Below are 17,479 nucleotides of genomic sequence, written 5' to 3'. Positions count from 1 at the left end.
AAAATAACGCAAAGGTAGTTATCGAGCTCACTAAGCTTGCTCTGCGATTAAATAGCCCATAGAACAAGTTTTAATTAGCAAAAGCCAACATTAGCTAGTCGAGCTCTAAAAATTGGCGTATTTCGGGTAGTTTTTTCATGCCATCTTCATAGCCAATTTGAATTAGGTGCTGAGTGTAGCGTTTTTCAAACAATAAATAGCTGGTTAAACTCGATTGCGAGTGCTTTTTTACCCCAATTGTGCGTAGCAGCAACTTAATTGCCCACGGCATATCGCTGTAGTATTGCGCGGCAATATCGTTAAAGTTTTTTGATGGATTAATAATACAGGTTTCTATTTGTTTCAGCTCTTGGTGTTTGTCGCGCGCCGGAAGCAGCCCTAAGGTGCGATTTACACGCTCAAGGCGCTCAAGGTCGGCTTGCATGGTGTCGCTAAATACACTATCGAGTAAATGCCCAGCAACCGCAGAAAGCCCAGGGTAGTGGGGCGAGTAACCCGCCGGATGCGACTCTTTTGGTTGGTCTACCCCAATAATAAATATTTTTTCGGCCCCTAAATGAATAGACGGGCTAAGCGGTGAAAGCTGGTGAATAGAGCCATCGCCAAAATAGTGGTTAAATACATTAACACTTGGAAACACCATAGGAATGGCGCTTGATGCCATTAAATGCTCAACGTTAATGCGCATAGGGCGACCTTCGCGCTTGGCACGTTGCCAAGGTGTTTGAGTATTTGACTGAAAAAACGCAACAGAGTCACCGGTTGTATAGCTTGAAGCGGTAATAGAAATCGCTTCTAAATAATTGCGATGTAAATTACGTTCAATGCGGTGCAGGTCTAAAATTTCGTTTAATAAACCGCGCAAAGGGCGGTTATTCAGCAGACTGCCTGGCGGGTGGTTTATGTGCTCAGACTGAAAACTGGTTAAAATATTGCGCGCAATATGGCCAAACACACTTAAAAAGTCGCTTTTGTAGACCATAGACGTGGAAAAGTTTTTCCAAACAGACTCAAGTTTACGCACGGCCAAATGTGCACACGAGGCATAACAGGCCAAAGCTGCAGAATTAATCGCGCCTGCAGAAGTGCCGTTAATAATTCTAAATGGCAAAGGCGCGGTGCGGGGCATACTATGAGCAAGCGCTTTAAGCACGCCCACTTGATAAGCAGCGCGAGCGCCACCACCTGTAAGTAATAGGGCTATTTTAGGTTTATGTGGGTCAACTTGCTGGATTTTCATAGTGGTTTTTGAACTGCTTAACGTCTTTTCTTTATTTATCAACTTTAAGTCTTTAAGCTAGAAGAATCAAAGAATAACTGAGTTACTATGGCTCGTTGTTCTAATTAGTAAGTGTAGGTTTATGTTGTAAAGCCTATATTTAAAGTAATAGTGATTACCGATAGTGAATTTTTTCCACTCAGCGTACTCTGAGTAATATGCATTTAAATTTATGGAGTTTGTATGTCAGATAAACCAGAAGCGTCAGATGTTCAAAAACGTCCGCCTAAAAACAATTTTTTATTCGCCGTTATTATTTTAATTATTTTAGTGTGTGCCGCTGCGTTCGTCCTGCTATCGCCCACTGACGAGCCAGAAACTCGCACAGAGGTAGAGCAAACACCAAAAGAACAGCCAGTGATGGAGCTAAAGCCAGAAAACGACCCTGTGGTAGATGCGCCATCAGTTAAGCCTGAAAAGCCAGCTGAGCTAAGCGTGCCTGCTCAGCGCCCAGCTGAGCCAGAGCCGGTTGTAGAGCCATTACCAACGCTTGATGAAAGCGACACCGTAGTGGTTGCCAAAATGGATGAATACCTAAGCGACTCGGTAATGAGCCTAATGGTAACCGACGATGTAATTCGCCGTGGCGTCGTATTTATAGACAACATAGCCAAAGGCAAAATTGCTAAAAAGCATACGCCAGTGGTTAAACCCGAAGAAGAATTTAGCGTAAACGAAGGAGACATTTTAACAATTGACCCTAACAGCTACGAGCGCTATACACCGTATGTAAAAGTATTTACGAGCTTGAGCGCCGCCCAAGCTGTGCGTATGTACGAGCAGTACAAGCCATTAATCAACAACGCGTACAGTGAAATTGGTTACGGCGATGATGAATTTAATCAAACGCTAGAAGATGCTATTGAGTTATTACTTGATACACCGGAGCCAGAAGGCGAGTTACCGCTACTGCGAGACTCGGTTACTTATCAGTATGCGTTTTCTGAATGGGAGCAATTACCGGCTGCACAAAAACAGCTGTTACGTATGGGCCCAGAAAACATGAAAAAAGTAAAAGCAGCACTGCGTAAAATTAAAGCCGAGTTAGAGCGTAATTAATAGGCATTAAAGGCTGTTTTTAACCGCGATTGTATATGAAGTATGCAATCGCACTTTCTTTTTTGATTATCCCTTGAATAACACACCAAAAGTAGAGATAATCCTTCCCGCGCCAACCAAGGCCCTCAATGGTAGTCTTATTGGTCCTCTCGCAACACTAGCAGGCGAACCTGGTCAGGCCCGGAAGGGAGCAGCCNATGTGGCTGGTAAGACTGCCACCCAAATTCCTCATTTGGTGTTGTTTGAAGTATAAGTTGACATATTTGTACTAAAAGATGGCATAAATTGGAAGTATAAGGTGGCATAGTCTAGTATTTAACCAAACGGTTAGATGGTTGACTCACATGTACAGAAGAAAACTCAAACACTCTCGTGTTAAAAACCTCCATAAATTTGCTAGTCAAAAAAATAAATCTACCTGTTTAGTTGAATCCTCTTTAGAGTTTGATGCTTGTTTTCATTTTGAATTTTCACCATCAATAGCCGCATTTGAAGCACAGCCACTAGGTTACGAATATGAGTTTGATAACCGTACTTGCCGTTACACACCTGACTTTTTACTTACCCACACAGACGGCACGCAAAAATTTATAGAAGTAAAACCGCAAAGCAAAATTGCCGATGAAGACTTTCGTGCACGTTTTATTGAAAAGCAAGCTATCGCTAAGCAAGATGGACGTGATTTAATACTGGTTACTGATAAACAAATCCGTGTATACCCAACACTCAATAACTTAAAGCTTTTGCATCGCTACTCTGGTTTTCAGTCTTTAACAGAGCTGCAAGCATCGGTGCTAGAACTTGTTAAGCAATACGGCTCTATTAAAGTGGGACAGTTAGTTAGCTTTTTAAAAGTAACTGCCGGTGAGCTACTTGCTACGGTGCTACGCTTATTATCACTAGGGCAGTTATTTGCCGACTTAACTACAAATGAAATATCAATAGAAACAGCAATTTGGTCTAACAATGTTTAATGACGGGCTGTTTGAAGATGAATTTAACCAGCCATTACCAAAAGTAGAAACCAAACTACCTCAAAATTACGCCAAAGATTTACAAGCCCTTCCTGAAAAAATTAAAACTACAACATTTGTTAAGCTTAAATATATTCAATGGCTTGAGGCTAATATTCAAGGCGGTTGGACACAAAAAAACCTTGAGCCTTTATTAAAATTAATGCCTGAAGTTGAGGGAGAAAAAAAGCCCAGTTGGAGAACAGCAGCACGATGGTATAGCGCTTATACCAATGCGGATAAAAATATAATGGCGCTAATACCAAGCCATCAAAAAAAAGGTAACAGAGAGCGTGATACAGCAACCGATAAGTTTTTTGAAAAAGCACTTGAGCGTTACTTAGTAAAAGAAAAACCATCAGTGGCTTCTGCTTATAAGTATTATGCAGATTTAGTTATTATTGAAAACGACAGTGTTGTGGGCAGTGTTTTAAAGCCTTTAACATACAAAGCGTTTAAAAACAGAATAGATAACTTACCGCAATACGAAGTAATGATTGCTCGTTATGGTAAGCGCCTTGCTGATATTGCTTTTAATAAAGTAGAAGGGCATACACGGCCTACCCGAGTACTCGAAAAAGTTGAAATTGACCATACGCCACTTGATCTTATCTTATTAGATGATGAGCTGCATATTCCACTTGGCCGACCAACACTCACTATGTTAGTAGATGTGTATAGCCATTGTATTGTTGGCTATTACTTTAGTTTCAGTGAGCCTAGCTATGATGCAGTAAGGCGAGCAATGCTAAATGCGATGAAACCTAAAAGTGAAGTGGCAAAACTATACCCCGATACGATTAATGAGTGGAAGTGTGCTGGCAAAATTGAAACACTTGTTGTTGATAATGGCGCTGAATTTTGGAGTAACAGCCTTGAGCTTGCTTGTGAAGAAATAGGCATTAATACTCAATATAATCCTGTTGCAAAGCCGTGGTTAAAACCGTTTGTAGAACGCATGTTCGGCACAATAAATACTGAATTATTAGACCCTGTGCCTGGTAAAACCTTTTCTAACATTTTACAAAAGTATGAATACAATCCCAAAAAAGATGCAATTATGCGTTTTACGACCTTTATGCAGTTATTTCATAAATGGGTAGTAGACGTTTACCATCAAGATGCCGACAGCCGCTTTAAGTACATACCAAGCCAATTATGGGATCAAGGCTTTAATACGTTACCACCAACAATGCTGAGTGATGCTGATCTTCAACAATTGGATGTTGTGCTCAGTATTTCAAAGCATCGGGTGCTTCGTAAAGGTGGAATACGGCTAGAAAACTTAAGCTACGACAGTACTGAACTAGCCAACTATAGAAAGCAGTTTAGCCACAAAGTATCTCAAGAAGTTTTAATTAAATTAAACCCAGATGATATCTCTTATATCTACGTGTACCTTGATAAGCTAGAGCATTACATAAAAGTGCCATGCATAGATCCAAACGGTTACACCCAAAATTTAAGTTTGAATCAGCATAAAATAAATATACGTATTCATCGCGATTTTATTTCGGGCTCTATCGATAATGTAGGCTTAGCAAAAGCGCGTATGTTTATTCATAATAAAATTCAAAACGAGTTTGAAGAGTTAAAAAATGCGCCAAAAAACTCAAAGGTAAAAGGGGGTAAAGCGTTAGCTAAGCATCAAAATGTTAGTAGTGACTCACAAAAATCAATAGCTCAGAGCGAGCCAGTAGAACTCAAAAAGGTTACACCTAAAGAGCAAGTAACTGATAGCTGGGATGACTTTATCTCAGACCTAGATGGATTTTAATTATGCTGACCGATAAACAAAAAGAAAAGCTTAATGAATTTCGCGATGTATTTATTGAATACCCAATAATAACCACTGTATTTAACGACTTCGACAGATTAAGACTTGGTAAAGGGTTAGCGGGCGAAAAGCCCTGTATGCTGTTAAATGGCGATACAGGCACAGGTAAAACAGCACTAATAAAACAGTATAAAGAACGCTATTTACCGCAATTTATTAATGGAGTGATGAATCATCCTGTATTAGTAAGCCGCATACCCAGCAACCCAACACTAGAATCTACTTTAGCCGAACTTCTTAAAGACTTAGGGCAATTAGGCAGCACAGAGCGTAAGCTACGAATAAACGGCACTCGCTTAACGACATCATTAATAAAATGCCTAAAAACATGTGGCACAGAGCTTATAATTATTGATGAGTTTCAAGAGCTAATTGAGCACAACCAAGGTAAAAAACGCCGCGAGATTGCCAACCGATTAAAATATATTAACGATGAAGCGGGTGTATCAATTGTATTGGTAGGTATGCCGTGGGCAGAAAAAATAGCAGACGAACCTCAATGGTCATCGCGTTTATTAGTAAGACGGCAGCTGCCTTATTTTAAATTATCAGAAAATCCAAAGCATTTTATACAGTTAATAATTGGCTTAGCCAACCGAATGCCATTTACCGAAAAACCAAACTTAAGTGAGCAAGCAACAGTTTTTGCTTTGTTCTCACTATCAAAAGGTTGTTTTAGAACATTAAAATACTTTTTAGATGATGCCGTACTTTATGCATTAATAGATAACGCAAAAACCCTCACAACCAAGCATTTAGTGAAAGCATTTGAGGTACTCTTTCCTGACGTACCAAATCTATTTACCTTGCCGGTTACAGAAATTACAGCAAGTGAAGTCGAGCGCTATTCACTATATAAACCTGAAAGCGCCCAAGACGAAGACCCGTTTATAGCGACCAAGTTTACTGAACGGATGCCGATTAGTCAGTTGTTGAGGAAATAGGTTATACGGAGTCATGAATCTAGATTACTATTGTTCTAATATTAAAAAATTAAATTATTAGGGAAAATATGAACAACACATTTGAAAGTCGTGATGAGTTTCATCGTAAGCCTGTAGCAGAAAACATGATTAAACTTTTGAGTTCATCTTTGGATATATCTCCTATGATGCTTGATGGGAGTTGGGGAACGGGGAAATCTGAATTTTGTCAAAAAACAATTAATTTATTCAAATTAAAGGATACTCACCATTTAATCTATGTAGATGCATTTAAAGCTGATCATGTAGGTGAACCACTTGTCACGCTTCTATCAGAGATAATTAAGTTACTGCCAGAAAAAGAGCAGCCAGGCTTTATTAAAAAGATTATACCAGCTACAAAATTTGGACTTAAAACAGGAGGAAAAGCTTTTGTTGGACATATTCTTAGGCAAGATTTTGCTAGTGTCGCCGATGACTATGACAAAGATATTCAAAAAGCCACGGATAAAGCCATTGATGCTACAGTTGAGTCAATTATAAAAGATCAGGTACAAGCTGAAAAAAATCTAACTTCCCTTAAAGATGCGATATCCAAAGTAGCAGAAGAAAAAGCTATAGTGTTTTTTGTTGATGAGCTAGATAGGTGTAAGCCTAGCTTTGCTGTAGATGTTCTAGAGGTTATTAAACACGTATTTGATATCGACAATGTTCAATTTGTATTGATTACTAACTCCCAACAATTGAGAGCATCAATAAATCATTGTTATGGTACTGATGTTAACTCTCAAAAGTATTTAGATAAGTTTTTAAAATTCACTATTAAACTCAGTAATAAAACTATACCAAATAGACTTGAACCAATTTTTGCTTCCATGACCTTATTTGAAAAGTTGGTTCGGGAAAATCAACATTTACCAATAAACCTTTACTCACCTAAATTACCTAAAAAATTTATTGAGTCGATAATTATTAACCTAGAACTATCTTTACGAGAAGTCGAAACGCTTGTTAGATATCTGGAAGTGTTGCAAGTCTTAACCGAGGGAAAGGCATTTTCAGAAAACAATTATTTGGGGTATTTATTGTTAAATACACTAGCTGTTGTTATCTATTGTTTCAAGCCCGATTTAGCTAATGAAATAAGCAACTCTAAGTATGATGCTAAAGAGATTGCTAATATCTTAGGAATAAAGAAAGTTAACCCATATCCTGAAGGTCATAATAAACCTTCGGTTCATGAAGTTCTAATGGTCGTTTTAGCTAAAGATTGTGATGTTAATACCGCTGAATTTATTCCTAAAGAAGATCATGATAGTTGGGACAAAACAATAAATGGCGGCTTTTTTAATTGGGGCATAGACCCTGGCTACGCCATTCTAGAGCTTAAAAATACATTCGAAGTATTAGGGCTGCAACCTTCCGGTACCTAATTTATTTGATTGCAGGGGACATTTGCAATCTCAAGTTGTAATTTCTAAAAAAAACACCAGAGATTTTTTCAACAGCAAGTGTCTCCTCAAAAAATGATAAGCAAGTATTTATAATGCTTTCAGGCTTTAGTAAGTGCTCTAATTTATATGAAACATTCATTTTATCTGCTTGCTCGACAAAAAATTTGTAATTATGGGAAAGTGGAAACTCGTTTTTTAATAGTTCAAATATGTATTTTGTATCTATGGGTGTACCTATTGGGTAGCTGTCAATAAACTCTGCTAATTTGCTAAATATTAATATATACCAGCGATCAAACATCCAAAGTTGAGGGTGTGTATTATTTGTTTTTAATAAAGCTGGATACTTGGGATTTTTAACATTAAAATTTTCGTTTGAAGCCATATCGCTTTGTGAAGCAAGCCAGATTTTCCATTTTGGGTAATCATTTGAAAAATATCTATCTTGTTCTAATGCATAAACGTCAGCATAGTTTGTTACGTGCTCTATAAACTTATATTTTTCTAGTTGCTTTTCTTTTTCAGTAATAGCTATAAATTTGGCTCTTTCTAAAGCCGAACCTGGAGGTGTAAAGTTAAGCCATTCGAACTTAAATTGTTTTGATTTTTTTATTCGACCTACGATGATTTGGCCTGAGTCTTTTTTGAGGATATCGGGGGTATCATGTTGAAATAAAAGGGCAACATTTAACACTCGTTCTTGGTTAGAATTATTAAGAGCTACGCACTTCAATAGTAAAAAATGTTCATGCTCTGCTTCAAGTAAAACTTCTTTAAAATGTATACTTTTACTTTTTACTACTTGGGCAGATAAATCGTAATTTTTACCATTGATATTATGGTTAAATCCAATATTGTGGCTGGGTATTTTTAATCGTTGTCGCTTTTTTAAGTTATCAAATTTACGTAGAGCTTGTTTTCTTGACTCTTCAATTTGTTGTCGAATTTTTTTATTCATTTCTATTTGGTTGAGTTCAACTTTTTGATTAATCTCTTCTCTTAATTGATCCTCACACCAACCAAATAACCAATTAGACGTATCATCATTATGCTTAAGAGCACAATTTACATCAGCATAATCCGAATCAATATAAACTGATAAATCATACTCTAAGGAAGCGAGCTTTTCTTCACGATAAAAGTTAATTTTCTCTGCTGAGCAAGGCGATGTTACCTTAATTTCAACTAATAAATCACCGACATCAGTTTCTAACTTCACATCGGCGATATATTTGTTATGAATGCTATATTCAAGTTTTGCAGAGTTAATAAAGGCTTTTCTACTAGGTTCAGTTTTACTGTAACCTCGATGATAAATGGTAATTTCTGGAAGGTTTATTGTTTTAGCCGTTAAAAAATATTCTTGAGCGTACCGATGCAAAGCTGTCATTAAGCATGTTCTAGACTCTTCTTTTGTAGTATGAGCAAATGAGTGCGCTTTTATTTTTCCGCCATTGCGTGCAATTAAAGGGTCATTACATGCGATGCAAAAACAGTTACATGCTTTACCATTTTTGACATTATTTATTAAAACAATCTTACCAGAAGCATCACTAGCAAAAACAAGCATAAAATTCCTTTTAACTCATAAATATATAGTTTAAGACATTACTAATTAAGTGTATATTTAAAAACTAAAATATCCTTAGTACACTTTCAGGTTGAATACTAAGAGAATCTTAGCAGGATGTAATTAACAGCTAAGGTTCATATGGAAACCCCAATACCTCCACGTCTAAAATCTGCAAGAAAAGCAGCTGGACTTACCCAGCAGCAGCTTGGCATGGTTTTAGGTTTGGAGCCAAACACGGCTAGTGCACGCATGAACCAATACGAAAAGGGCAAACACGCTCCTGATTTTTTAACCATGAAACGCATTGCTAAAGAGCTAGATGTGCCAGTAGCTTATTTTTATTGTGAAGAAGATGATCTAGCTGAGCTAATACGCGTTATTGGGAAACTGACAGAAGAAGAGCAAAAAGAATTATTAAGTACTTTGGGTTCAAAATAAGGTTGATGGAAATGAGTTTTAACACATATTTAATAATAAACATTGAAAAATGAAATGGAAAAGCCATCTAAATTGAGAATTAGCCAGAGTTGTGAGCTGCATCGGATCTAACAACTCTGGCAAAGATCGTGAACTTAAATCTTTTCAGCTGACTTAGATTGGTTATTTCGACCTTTTAGATGCAAATGGGCAGATTCTGAAATATCACATCCGATAGCTTGTCGATTTAAGTTATTGGCAGCTACTAAAGTAGCTCCTGAGCCAAAAAAAGGATCGATGACGATTTCATTTTCCTTACTGCTTTGAGAGATAAGCGTTTCAACTAACTTAACTGGTTTTTCAGTAGGGTAACCCCTATATACTCTTTTACAAGTGAGGATGTCTGGCACGCTTAGATCATTTAACTTGCGCTTACCTTTCTCGAAAAAAAGAATATATTCGTGTCTGGCTCTGTAATGATAACCCATTCCAATAGTCACTTTATCCCAAATTATTGGCTTCCAAAACTTGAAACCTACGTTTTCAGCTATTGGCTTAATATAAAACATTGTTTCTTGATCGCAGAATAGATAAAAATGCGAACCTTTTTTAAGTACTCTGTAAATTTCTATTAGTAGTTCTTCAAAGCGATTATTTGGAAATATGTCGAACCATTGATTGCTTGACGATTTACTTACTTTTAGGCGAGTGGTGGTTCCTATTTTTCGATGTTTTTCTAATGATTCGTAGGGTGGGTCAGTAATTAAAAGATCAACACTTTCGGTTGAAAGTGTTGATAACCAATTTACCGCATCATCTTTAAATACTTGCATTAAACCTCTTTAGTTAAAGTGTGCTGCATAATCGGCCATTGTGTGAGCTTTTTGATGCTGTCCCCTTCGGTAAATGGCGGCAATCTATACAATAGCTTTGGAAACCATCGGGGTTTTGTGACGATTTACGTGCGGGAGTTTTACCAAATGAGTTAGGGTAATAATGAAATACGTGTTCCGAACCATTTGCATCAGAGCAATTAGGGCAAGATTTAAATCTTTGTCCTGTAATTTGGTCAGCCTTTATGATCATTCCACTGTTGAGTGCTTTATTACAGCAGTTACAAGCCATAAGAATCTCCTTATAAGTTAGCTTTGTATTTTTAAATTTGAGTTTTTATTGTGTTACTGGTTATTAATACATCCTTTAGAAATGCCGTAACACTTTCTACAGTATCAGATATTGTACTTTTGTGAAGTACGAATGATTTAACGATAATTATTTTTTGACTATCTAATTTATTTAGCCTAAACCTAAACTAAGATTTTCTTAGTTTAGGTTGGCGATGCATTTTTTAGTTCAAACAAAACCTTATCTAGATGAGGCGCTTGAAAGCTATTTGCTAAGGCTTGCAAGGGATAACTCATACGATGGCTATAGTGAGCTTGCTGATATTTTATGGCAATGGCTTGCAGAGCAAGATCATGATCTTGAAGGTGCGTTGCCGTTAGAGCTGAGTAAAGTTGATGTTTATCATGCTAGGCAAGCGAGTAGCTTTAGAATAAGAGTGCTTAAGTTGGTAGCTCAATTAGCTGATGTAAACGCTGGTGATATTCTTGCGCTTGCATGGCGGCGCAGTAACTTTAAATTTGGCAACCTAGCAGCAGTAAGCCGTAATGAGCTGACAGTTCCTCTTGAGTTACTTCGCACTGATAACATACCTGTTTGCATTGAATGCTTGTCTGAATCTTCATATATTCCTTTTTATTGGCATTTAAAGCCCTATAAGGCGTGCCATAAGCATAAAATACAATTAACCACACATTGTGGTGAATGCCATAACTTAATTGATTACAGAGCTTCTGAGACGTTTTTAGAATGTGGTTGCGGTCATAAACTAACCAATAGTGAACAGTTAAACGATGCAGACTTTAAAATTGCATCTGCGCTTGCAAGTAATAACAGCCAAAAAATGGTGGGGTTAATATCTTGGTTTGCGAAGGTTAAGCAACTTGATGTAAGTGATGCAGACTTTAACTGCGCTTTTGTTGATTACTTTAGTACTTGGCCTAATGGTCTTACTGCTGAATTAGATTTACTCACAAATAATGCGCGGCTCAAACAACTTAATCCTTTTAATAAAACTAAATTCAACTCTGTGTATGGAAATGTGATCTGTGATGCTCAAATAGCTGCAACAAGTAACCGTAAAAACAAAGTAATTGATGAGATTATTAATTATGTTGTCGAATTAGTTGATAGTAACCCTAAAGCTAAACATCCAAATATTGCAGACTTACTGCTTTGTACTTTTGATGCCGCAGTATTATTAAATACCACTACCGAGCAAGTTTATAGGCTTCATCAAGAAGGCTTTTTAAACTGCGCTTACCCACAAAAAAAGCACGAACAGCTCAGAGCTGATAGCCATGCTTTTTATTTACGCCAAGTTATAGAGCTACAGCAAGCATTCGCTGCTGAAAAGCCTCAAACAAAAAAACAATTTATAGCGCCGTGGTAACTTATGAACTTACAAGATGCATTTGCAATTGAATCATTAAAAGAAAAAATCACAGCACTTAGAAAGTTATTTGCTCCATACATGCCTCATGTTGCGGTAGATGGCTTTGAAGAACAAGCCCTGACTGTGCTCATTAACCTAGTTTATAAACGAAGTGAAATTGATGATTTAACAAGTACGAGAACCGCTAAAATTGTATTACGCGATGAAGTGTTACTGAGTAAATGTATTAACGAAGTTAAATGGTTTCATACTCATAATTTAAAATACCCTGATATACGAGTAAGCCATCAACGTTTAATTAGTGAAGTTGTAAGTGAAGATATTGCGGGTATTTGTAGCCGGTCATTACCTTTAAGTTTTGGATGGTCGCACAACAGTGCTGAAATTAATCATGCAAAGCTATTTTTAACCTCATTTACTTGGCAAGGCGAAGTGACTTGTTTAGCAAAGTTATTAATAGCTGAAGAGCCTGTTTGGATCAATTTAATAAGAGTATACGGGTTTACTAAAAAGGCGGTTTTAGACATCGCGGGGAAAATAAAACAGCATTTGCCAGTGGCAGAGCGCCCGTTAGAAGTAAGCTCTTTTTCACCACAATTACAAATGCCATTTCAGCAAAGCTACCTTGCGGTTACGCCTGTAGTAAGCCACGCAATGCTGGCTAAAATTCAGCAATTAACAACAGATCGTAAGTTAAATTTTGCTTTAGTTGAGCACTCAAGACCTGCCAATGTTGGCGATTTAGCAAGCTCAGTAGGCGGCAATATAAGAGTGCTGCGTTACTTTCCTAAAACATATTCAAAGGCTGTTAACCGCTCTAAAGTAGCCAATAATGATATTGAGAAAGCATTTAAAATTCGTGCGCTATTAAGTAGTCAATTTCAACAGGCGCTTTTGGTGTTGGTAGGCATTAAACAGTTTAATACGTTAAGGCAAAAACGATTAGCGCGAGTAGCGGCTATTAGGCAAGTACGTGTTAGCTTGCAGTTATGGCTTGATAATATTCTTGAAGCTAAAAATAACGCGCAAAACCAAGTTTACCCTGAGTGGGTAAGGCATTACTTAGATCAGAGTATTACTAACTGTATTAGCCAATTTAGTAACGTACTAAATGAGAGCCTTGGTAATTTAAGTAAGCTCAAACGCTTTGCGTATCACCCTAATTTAATGGGACTGTTTAAAGCGCAGTTAAACTATGTATTTACTCACTGTGCAGCTGAACAAGAAATATTAAATGATGAGCAGATAGTGTATGTACATTGCCAAGATATGCGAGTGTTTGATGCTGAGGCAATGGCTAATCCGTATATTCAAGGCATGCCGTCACTTACTGCTTTAAATGGGCTTGCTCATAACTTTGAGCGTAAGCTAAAAAACTTTATAGACCCTTCAATTAAGTGTATTGGCAGTGCTATTTACATTGAAAACTATCAATTACATACAGGTAAACCATTACCTGAGCCAAGCAAGTTAAAACAAGTTGCAGGGCGTAGTCATGTAATAAGATCAGGAATTATCGATAAACCTAAATGCGACATAACACTCGATTTAGTATTTAGACTTTTTGTACCAAATACTGAGCTGTTAGATAAGTTAAATAGTCAGCTTATAAAGCCCGCACTACCATCTTCATTTGCAGGCGGGACTATGCATCCACCTTCGTTATATCAAAATATAGACTGGTGTCATGTACATACTAAACCGAGTGAGCTGTTTAAAAATATAAAGGCAAAAGCGTTAAATGGCAGTTGGTTGTACCCTTCAAAAAAAGTAGTTAAAAGTTTTGAACAATTGATAGATGCGCTTAACGGTAACTTTAATTTAAGACCCGCTGCAATTGGCTTTGCTGCGCTTGAAGAACCCGTAAAGCGAGATGCAGCATTACATGAACACCATTGTTATGCAGAGCCCGTAATTGGGTTGTTAGAGTGTGTTAGCAATACATCAGTAAAGTACGCAGGCGCTAAGCAGTTCTTTCATGACGCATTTTGGGTTATGGATGTTCAAAAAGAGTCTATGCTTATGAAAAAGTCTAAGTTTGAGTATGAATAATGCAATTACCTCGGCACTTAAGTTACACGCGTTCGCTCTCACCCAGTAAAGCGGTGTTTTTTTATAAAACACCGGAGTCTGATTTTGAACCGTTACAAATAGAGCAAAATAAATTAGTTGGGCAAAAGTCAGGGTTTGGCGATGCGTATCAAAAGCAAAATGTGGCTAAAAATTTAGCGCCACAAGATCTTGCTTTTGGGAACCCTCAAACAATTGATGTGTGCTACGTGCCTCCAACAGTAAATGAGCTATTTTGCCGTTTTTCACTCAGGGTTGAGGCTAATAGCATTGAGCCACATGTTTGTGATGACCCTAAAGTTATTTATTGGTTAAAACGGTTTTTTGAAACCTATAAAAAACACAATGGCCTTAATGAAGTTGCAACTCGCTATGCTAAAAATATACTGATGGGAAACTGGCTTTGGCGTAACCGTCAATCACCGGATGTTGATATTGAAATCCTTACTGAGCACGCTGCTCCAATTATTGTTGAAGGTGCACAAAAACTAAAGTGGCAGAGCAATTGGCAAAATAATCAAACAGCACTAATAACATTATCAGAAGCTATTCAAGAAGGGCTTAGCAACCCTCAAAATTATTGTTATTTAGATATAACCGCAAAAATTAAAAATGCATTTAGCCAAGAGATTCACCCTAGTCAAAAGTTTGTAGATACTGTTGAACAGGGGATGTCATCTAAACAGCTTGCATACACTCAAGTAGGTGATAAAAAAGCAGCAAGTTTAAACTCACAAAAAGTAGGGGCTGCTATTCAAACTATCGATGATTGGTATGAGGGAGGTTACAAACCTTTGCGCACTCACGAGTATGGTGCAGATAAGCAAATATTAGTTGCACACAGAACACCTAAGAGCCATTCAGACTTTTATTCATTACTCCCGCGCATTGCTTTGCATATTAAGCACATGGAAAAGCATGGTTTAGGGCAAAGTGAAGAATCAGACGCAGTTCACTTTATTGCGGCAGTGCTGATTAAAGGTGGCTTGTTCCAAAGGAGTAAAGGTTGAAGCGCTATTATTTTATCATTACTTATTTACCCAAAAATTGTGATGTAAGCCTTCTTGCAGGGCGTTGTATTGGCATTTTGCATGGGTTTATGAGCTCACGTGAAATAAGTAATGTAGGTGTGTGCTTTCCTAAATGGAACGAGCAAACCATAGGTAATGAATTAGCGTTCGTATCGACAGATAAAAAGCAATTGACCAATCTATCTCAGCAAAGCTATTTTGAGATGATGGCACATGACAAGTTATTTGGCTTATCCAAAATACTCGAAGTACCAACAAACCAAAGTGAAGTCATGTTTGTTCGCAACCAATCGGTAGCTAAAGCATTTGTTGGTGAAAAGCAAAGGCGGTTAAAACGCGCTAAAAAAAGAGCTGAAGCCAGAGGTGAGGTTTATAATCCAGAATATAAATTTGAGGCAAAGGACATAGGCCACTTTCATTCAATACCCGCATCAAGCAAAGGCAATGGTCAAAGTTATGTTCTGCATATACAAAAAATTGAAAATGCTGAATCCATAAAAAATCAATTCAACAATTATGGCTTTGCTTCAAATCAAACATTTCAAGGTACGGTTCCCTCTTTGAATACCCTTATTTAATAGTTAAAAACACTCTTTTGATTCTCAATGAGTTAGCAGATTAATTGAAAATAAGGGTAAATGATTTAAATTCGTTTAACAGTTTGGTATTTATAGAAATTTAAACTATTTTTTATAGTGAACTGCCGAGTAGGCAGCTGGAAATCATGAAAGCGCTCGGCATAAAAATGGGTGAACGTGAACTGCCGAGTAGGCAGCTGAAGTTAGGCCAGGAAGTAAACAACCACATCTTGTGACTTTTAACTGCCGAAAAGGCAGAGGCTAAATAGAGAAACCCCAGTAAACGCTGGGGTCATTTTAAGCGTTATAACCGTATTTAAGGCTATTTATAACGTTCCTAATTAACCTTCTACCAGCAATTGTATTTACAAATGTTAAAGGTGTTTTAGAGCTAAATTGTAAGGAGTACGTATTTAGCCATTTATTCCATCGTTCAATATTTTCAAAGTAATCAATACAAGCTGATGCTAGATGAGCTAACTCAAAGGTATTTTCACTCAAAGTTGCATTTAAGCGTGTGTACTCTTTTTTATGACGTTTCAAAGTTCTAATATTTGTACCAATTGCTTTAGCAAAGGATTGAATATCCCAACCTAACTGAAGCCTAAACTTCTCAACACTCTTTATATCTAAACCACGCTGAATTAATTCAATTTCATCTAAAGGGTTTGAGCTTAAATTAACTTTTCCATTGCTGAGTATATCTACAAATTTATGATTAGTGCTAGGTTGCATATCACTAGGCATACATACCTCAAAGTCAGGAAAGTTATATTTAATAATAGCACTTCTACTATTAAGCTGATAGTCGGGTTAGAGCGAAAAGCAGACATTGACCGTTAATCGTTTCAACGACGGCAATTAGCCATACGTTGCATGTTTGCTCCCTTACTGGTTTTACGATATCCAAAACCGACATAACGACCATTAAGCAAATACCAAAGTAAAATAGGTATGTGCTCCAATCATATAGCCAAAGAGGATAAAGCGTTAATAGCACTGCTACAGGCCCTAGAATGCTGAAGACAGCTCTGGTATGGTTTTTATTTTTGTGCCAGTTGTATAAGTTTACCAATAGTTCCAAAGATGCAAAAATAGGTAAAAGCGTATTTACAGCTATTCCTTCGAAGTGAGAGAAGAAGCCTAGTCCTAATGCCGATGCAAGTGACCTTAATGCAGGGAAGCAGGCCGTGCCGCTAGCCAAACGCCACTAGAGCCTACTCTGCCTAATATTTTATTTATCATTTGAAAGTCTATTGGTTGATATTACCATCATTCTAAACTCCGTATATAAGTACGGAGTCAATCATTTTAATGAATCAATTATGGGGCAATGTGTTGGATCTTCGTTTTGCATACAGGTATTTGTCATATCCACAATTACTTTCTCTAAACGTTGAAGGTCATTAATTTTGTCTCGAATGATTGCTAACTTTTGTCGGCTTAATAGCTCAACTTGAGCGCAGTTGCTGTCCATAGACATTAGCGATTTTATTTCTCTTAACGTAAAGCCGAGCGCTTTGGCTTTTGTGATAAACCTAAGTTGTCCTGCTATTGATTCGTCATATTGTCTATAACCAGATATTGGTTTTTCAGGTTGTGTAATCAGTCCTTCTCGTTCATAAAAACGAATGGTTTCTACATTTAAATTTAATGATTGTGCTAATTTGCCAATGGTTTTCATTATTGCCTTTGTGAATACTACTAATCTAAAGTTATATTTAGTT

General features: G+C 37.2%; 16 protein-coding genes. 10 read left to right on the top strand and 6 right to left on the bottom strand.

Going from position 1 to position 17,479, the window contains the following annotated elements:
- Positions 1-94: 94 nt before the first annotated feature.
- Entirely contained in the window at positions 95-1,240 is a 1,146-nt protein-coding gene (locus L650_RS0120390; RefSeq protein WP_004586945.1) for a patatin-like phospholipase family protein, read from the bottom strand.
- Positions 1,241-1,462: 222 nt separating this feature from the next.
- Here L650_RS0120390 and L650_RS0120385 point away from each other — a divergent pair, with 222 nt between their 5' ends.
- The 5 genes from L650_RS0120385 to L650_RS0120360 all read left to right on the top strand — a co-directional run bounded on the left by L650_RS0120385 (position 1,463) and on the right by L650_RS0120360 (position 7,544).
- Positions 1,463-2,338, top strand: coding sequence for a DUF3014 domain-containing protein (locus L650_RS0120385; protein ID WP_029774228.1), 876 nt, complete (start codon positions 1,463-1,465; stop codon positions 2,336-2,338).
- Between the two features lie 344 nt (positions 2,339-2,682).
- Entirely contained in the window at positions 2,683-3,312 is a 630-nt protein-coding gene (locus L650_RS0120375; protein ID WP_029774227.1) for a TnsA endonuclease N-terminal domain-containing protein, read from the top strand.
- Entirely contained in the window at positions 3,305-5,128 is a 1,824-nt protein-coding gene (locus L650_RS0120370) for a Mu transposase C-terminal domain-containing protein (protein WP_029774226.1), read from the top strand. Before L650_RS0120375 ends, L650_RS0120370 begins: the two co-directional genes overlap by 8 nt.
- Before the next feature lie 2 nt (positions 5,129-5,130).
- Positions 5,131-6,132 carry a TniB family NTP-binding protein gene (locus L650_RS0120365; RefSeq protein WP_029774225.1) on the top strand — a complete coding sequence of 334 codons (1,002 nt, stop codon included), beginning with the start codon at positions 5,131-5,133 and terminating at the stop codon, positions 6,130-6,132.
- A 68-nt stretch (positions 6,133-6,200) separates the two neighbouring features.
- The gene (locus L650_RS0120360; RefSeq protein WP_029774224.1) at positions 6,201-7,544 is read left to right on the top strand and encodes a P-loop NTPase fold protein; all 1,344 of its coding nucleotides are present in this window, start codon (positions 6,201-6,203) and stop codon (positions 7,542-7,544) included.
- A gap of 1 nt (position 7,545) precedes the next feature.
- On the opposite strand, the gene L650_RS0120355 is transcribed toward L650_RS0120360, so the two are convergent.
- Positions 7,546-9,135 carry a hypothetical protein gene (locus L650_RS0120355; RefSeq protein ID WP_029774223.1) on the bottom strand — a complete coding sequence of 530 codons (1,590 nt, stop codon included), beginning with the start codon at positions 9,133-9,135 and terminating at the stop codon, positions 7,546-7,548.
- Positions 9,136-9,276: 141 nt separating this feature from the next.
- On the opposite strand from L650_RS0120355, the gene L650_RS0120350 reads away from it, so the two are divergent.
- Positions 9,277-9,576, top strand: coding sequence for a helix-turn-helix domain-containing protein (locus L650_RS0120350; RefSeq protein WP_029774222.1), 300 nt, complete (start codon positions 9,277-9,279; stop codon positions 9,574-9,576).
- Between the two features lie 134 nt (positions 9,577-9,710).
- Here the strand turns inward: L650_RS0120350 and L650_RS0120345 are convergent, their stop codons facing one another.
- Entirely contained in the window at positions 9,711-10,388 is a 678-nt protein-coding gene (locus tag L650_RS0120345; protein WP_029774221.1) for a DNA-methyltransferase, read from the bottom strand.
- 506 nt (positions 10,389-10,894) lie between these two features.
- Here L650_RS0120345 and L650_RS0120340 point away from each other — a divergent pair.
- The 4 genes from L650_RS0120340 to cas6f are packed head-to-tail and all read left to right on the top strand — an operon-like array spanning position 10,895 to position 15,752.
- Positions 10,895-12,070, top strand: a complete 1,176-nt coding sequence (locus L650_RS0120340) for a TniQ family protein (RefSeq protein WP_029774220.1) — start codon at positions 10,895-10,897, stop codon at positions 12,068-12,070.
- A gap of 3 nt (positions 12,071-12,073) precedes the next feature.
- A complete protein-coding gene (locus tag L650_RS0120335; protein WP_029774219.1) occupies positions 12,074-14,125 on the top strand; it encodes a type I-F CRISPR-associated protein Csy2 in 2,052 nt (683 codons plus the stop codon).
- The gene (gene csy3, locus L650_RS0120330) at positions 14,125-15,153 is read left to right on the top strand and encodes a type I-F CRISPR-associated protein Csy3 (protein WP_029774218.1); all 1,029 of its coding nucleotides are present in this window, start codon (positions 14,125-14,127) and stop codon (positions 15,151-15,153) included. Before L650_RS0120335 ends, csy3 begins: the two co-directional genes overlap by 1 nt.
- The gene (gene cas6f, locus L650_RS0120325) at positions 15,150-15,752 is read left to right on the top strand and encodes a type I-F CRISPR-associated endoribonuclease Cas6/Csy4 (protein ID WP_029774217.1); all 603 of its coding nucleotides are present in this window, start codon (positions 15,150-15,152) and stop codon (positions 15,750-15,752) included. Before csy3 ends, cas6f begins: the two co-directional genes overlap by 4 nt.
- A gap of 297 nt (positions 15,753-16,049) precedes the next feature.
- Here cas6f and L650_RS0120320 read toward each other — a convergent pair whose 3' ends face one another.
- The 3 genes from L650_RS0120320 to L650_RS0120315 all read right to left on the bottom strand — a co-directional run bounded on the left by L650_RS0120320 (position 16,050) and on the right by L650_RS0120315 (position 17,436).
- Entirely contained in the window at positions 16,050-16,499 is a 450-nt protein-coding gene (locus tag L650_RS0120320) for an antitoxin Xre/MbcA/ParS toxin-binding domain-containing protein (RefSeq protein WP_029774216.1), read from the bottom strand.
- Between the two features lie 49 nt (positions 16,500-16,548).
- On the bottom strand, positions 16,549-16,956 hold the full coding sequence (locus L650_RS23950; protein ID WP_223230615.1) for a MerC family mercury resistance protein: 408 nt from the start codon (positions 16,954-16,956) through the stop codon (positions 16,549-16,551).
- A gap of 102 nt (positions 16,957-17,058) precedes the next feature.
- A complete protein-coding gene (locus L650_RS0120315) occupies positions 17,059-17,436 on the bottom strand; it encodes a MerR family transcriptional regulator (protein ID WP_029773922.1) in 378 nt (125 codons plus the stop codon).
- Between the last annotated feature and the right edge of the window lie 43 nt (positions 17,437-17,479).

This window comes from Pseudoalteromonas sp. TB51 (assembly GCF_000498055.1).
In the GTDB taxonomy this organism is placed as follows: Bacteria; Pseudomonadota; Gammaproteobacteria; order Enterobacterales; family Alteromonadaceae; genus Pseudoalteromonas; species Pseudoalteromonas atlantica.
Note: the sequence above shows the minus strand (reverse complement) of the source record. Positions and strands in the feature narration are given on the sequence as shown.